We start from the raw sequence: 3476 nt of genomic DNA, 5'->3' as shown, positions 1-3476 counted from the left end.
AGCACAAGAGCGACGGCCCGCTGTTCGATGAGGAGGACCTGGCGCTGCTCTTTGCCCCGGTAGTGTAGTGAGATGGGTTAAGAAAAAATCCCCCTCTGGTTGTTGGCTGAAGATTTTCCTGCTGAAGTTAACGAAATACCTCGCTTCCCGAGCATGAAGATGAAAAACGTTGGTTATGCGCACCTTCATGGGCACCTGGCGCTGGGCGTCCTGCCGCCGAGGTGCCCGGCGCGCGTCCGGCCGGTGACGCGCCTGACGCGGCTCGAGGAGGAGCTGGCCGTGCCGCCTGAGCGAGCGCCTGCCGATGACGATCTCCTCTCGCATCTGCTGTTTGCTCTGAAGCATGAGGGCGTGGACCTGGCCATTCTTTCCGAGACGCTCCCTTATCTCTCGGTCGTATCGCTAGTTGCGGCACTGCAGGCATCCCCCAACGGTATCTACCTGCGTCGCCTGGCCTGTCTTTACGAGAGCTTCGTGGGCCTTCTTCCGCTGGAGCCCTTGGTCAAGGGGCGCGCCGTGCCGCTGTTCGACCCCGAGCGCTACGTGACGGGCCCGGCCAGGCGTAACAGCCGCTGGCGTGTGGATGTCAATGGCCTGGGCACCCTCCAGTACTGCGCTGTGGTGAGGCGGACGTCCGAGGTCGAGGCGCTACTGAGGGAGGATGTGCTGGCCGAGGCACGTAGTTTCATGGCGTCCCTGCCGCCGGGCATGCTGGACCGCGCCATCCAGTGGGCCTATCTCAGCGAGACACAGTCCTCGTTTGAGATCGAGCGTGAATCGCCTTCCCCTGACAAGCAGCGGCGTTTCATACAGCTGCTGCGCAAGGCACATGATGGCCAGCCGTTGGATGAAGGCTATCTGGTGGCGCTTCAGAACAGCGTCGTCAGCAACCCCTTCGACAAGGCATCGGCCTTTCGCCATGAGCAGAACTATCTGCACAACGGTCTGCCGGGTGCTATCGGTGTCAGCTACCTGCCGCCACCTCCCGACCTCTGCGAGAACTTGATGGAAGCGCTCATGGGGTGGGCCAATACGCTGTCCGAGGCGCAGGATGCCCCTCCCGCCGAGAGAGTGCCGGCACTGGTGGCTGCCACCGTGATCTCGTTCGGTTTCGTCTTCCTCCACCCCTTCATGGACGGCAATGGCCGTATCTCCCGGTTTCTGCTGCACCATACGCTGTGCCGGCTGGGCGAACTGCCGCGTGGCCATCTGCTGCCCATTTCCATCGCCATGAAACGTCATGAGGGGGATTATCTCGCGGCACTCGAAGCGTTCTCGAAATTGGCTCGGGAACAGTGGCGAGTCGACTGGATCGATGCCGACCACCATGATTTCCACTTCGAGGGGAGTGAAAGCCTCTATCGCTACTGGGACGCCACCCAGGCGGTGGCCTTCACGGTGAGCATGGCGCGCGAGGCGCTGAGGGAGGACCTGAAGGCGGAAACTCGTTTTCTGGCGTGCTTCGATCGTATCTATCGGGCCATCGACGCACGTTTTGATCTGCGCGGTAGCGATTTGTCTCGCCTGGTAATGATGTGCCTGAGTCATGACGGCGTGCTGTCGAAGAATCGTCGAAAGCAGTTTCGCTACCAAGTGCCTGAAGACGTGTTGGACGCCATCGAAGCGGAGGCTCGGAAGGCCCTGCAGCAGGATGAGGATCCCCAGTGTCCAGAATGACGGTTGTGCCATCTGATATCTTGTCCCTATCGGCCAACCAACCCTGCACTTTCTGATCTCGCTTGAGGAAGACCGTCCCCGGCACAGGCGGAGAGGGTGGCAACGCATTGGCTTCTTGTTTAATGGTACTATTCCCTCTAGCGCCTTGATGGCGCTCTTTTTATTGTGTGCTTCTCAGGAGTGGATCGGCATGGCAGATCCCTTGATGCCAGCATGGCGGCTTGCCCTGCGCAACAAGGTCCGGGTAGCCCCGGGCAACCAGCTAGAGGTGGCTCGTAATATTAGAATTCGCCACTGTCAGGTCTCGATCAAGGGCAGTGGCAATCGGCTGGTGATCGAGCCTGGTGCCAATCTGCGCGGCGTACAGCTAGAGATCGATGGCGAGGGCTGTGAGCTGCGGATCGGTGCGGAGACGGTGATCGGCGAGGGGTGCTACCTCTCCTGCCGGGAGAGTGGCACGCGGCTGGTGATCGGCCGTGACGGCATGCTGTCCCGCAACGTCAAGGTCATGACCTCCGACGGGCACGAGATCCTGGCCGGCGGTCAGCGCATCAACCCGGCGCGTTCCATCGCCATCGGCGATCACGTCTGGCTGGCCGATAGCGCCATCGTGCTGAAGGGTGCCACCATTGGCGACAACGCGGTAGTTGGCATTGCTAGCCTGGTGACGGGAAAGGTCGAAGCCGGCTGCGTGGTGGCGGGCAATCCGGCCCGGGTAGTGAAGGAAGGGGTGACCTGGCTGCGCTGAGCCGCGGCGGGTTACCGAGATATCAGTGAAACAAGGTGCTTTTTTGATGGCAGGTGTGTTTTCGCGGGACCGGGCCCTTTCTTTCAATGCCTGGGCGATGATGATCGCCCTGGTACTGCTGGTGGCCACACCGGTGCGTAGCACCGTGGTGGTGGCGCTACTGATGCTCTACGGCATCGCCTACCTGATAGCCAATCGTCACAGTTTTCAGATGATGGCGCTGGACTGGTGGGTGGTGCTGCTGCTCAGTGCGCTGCTGATAGGGCGGATAGGGCCCTTCGTGGTGGGGGACTACTCCAGCCGCTACCTGAGCGATGGGTTGCATATGGTGGCGACGATTCCCATCTTCCTGATGCTGCGCCATGCGGTAGGTCAGGGGGATGTGTTGCGCTTCCGCGCCTTTCTGGAGTGGGGGCTGATCCTGGGTGCCTTCGGCGGCGGAGTGCTGGCCATCTATCAGACCCAGTGGCTCGGCATGCAGCGCGCCGACGGTTTTCTGTTCAGCATCAACTTCGGCTATCTGAATGCCATCCTGATGACGCTGGCTTTGGTGCTGATGGCAGGTTCGCCACGACGCTGGTGGCTGGCCCTGGCCACCTTGGCCGCTGCCGCTGCGGTGCTGCTCTCCGGTGCCCGGGGGGCTTGGCTGGTGATTCCTGTGGCGCTGCTGCTGGTGGGGCTGGCCTATGCGCCACGGCTGGGGTGGAAGTGGCTGGTGGCAGGTATTGTTGCCCTGCCGCTGGTGGCAGTAGTGGTGGTGACCCAGGTGCCGGAGGTCGAGCGGCGCTACCAGCAGACGGTCTCGGAGGTGCAGCGGATCCAGAGCGGCAACCTGAACACCTCGGTAGGCTTTCGCTTCCAGTTCTGGTACGCGGCCATGGAGGCCTTCAAGCAGCGCCCGCTGATCGGGCTGAGCTACCCCGAGCGCGAGGCACTGAATGCGGAACTGCAGGAGCGGGGGGAGATCGCTCCCTTCGTGGGCCAGAGCAGCCGGGGTCATGCCCATAGCCAGTACTTCGAGATGATGGCCACGGGGGGGCTGATCGGCCTG

At 62.0% G+C, this 3476-nt stretch carries 3 protein-coding genes; all 3 read left to right on the top strand.

All coding sequences use genetic code 11. The annotated features are described in order from the left end of the window. Positions 1-159: 159 nt before the first annotated feature. Positions 160-1677, top strand: coding sequence for a Fic family protein (locus IBX53_RS15405; RefSeq protein ID WP_290911042.1), 1518 nt, complete (start codon positions 160-162; stop codon positions 1675-1677). 190 nt (positions 1678-1867) lie between these two features. Next, the gene (locus IBX53_RS15400; protein ID WP_290911038.1) at positions 1868-2425 is read left to right on the top strand and encodes an acyltransferase; all 558 of its coding nucleotides are present in this window, start codon (positions 1868-1870) and stop codon (positions 2423-2425) included. A gap of 46 nt (positions 2426-2471) precedes the next feature. Continuing rightward, positions 2472-3476: O-antigen ligase family protein (locus IBX53_RS15395; RefSeq protein WP_290911037.1), on the top strand; the 1005-nt coding region annotated here is incomplete at its 3' end.

Origin of the sequence: Halomonas sp. (assembly GCF_014859505.1) — a bacterium.
Classification (GTDB): Bacteria; Pseudomonadota; Gammaproteobacteria; order Pseudomonadales; family Halomonadaceae; genus Halomonas.
This window is presented reverse-complemented; position numbering and strand designations above follow the sequence as displayed.

Coding starts and splice junctions, on each gene's coding strand:
- IBX53_RS15405 (WP_290911042.1), top strand. CDS start 160: ATGAAAAACGTTGGTTATGCGCACCTTCATGGGCACCTGGCGCTGGGC.
- IBX53_RS15400 (WP_290911038.1), top strand. CDS start 1,868: ATGGCAGATCCCTTGATGCCAGCATGGCGGCTTGCCCTGCGCAACAAG.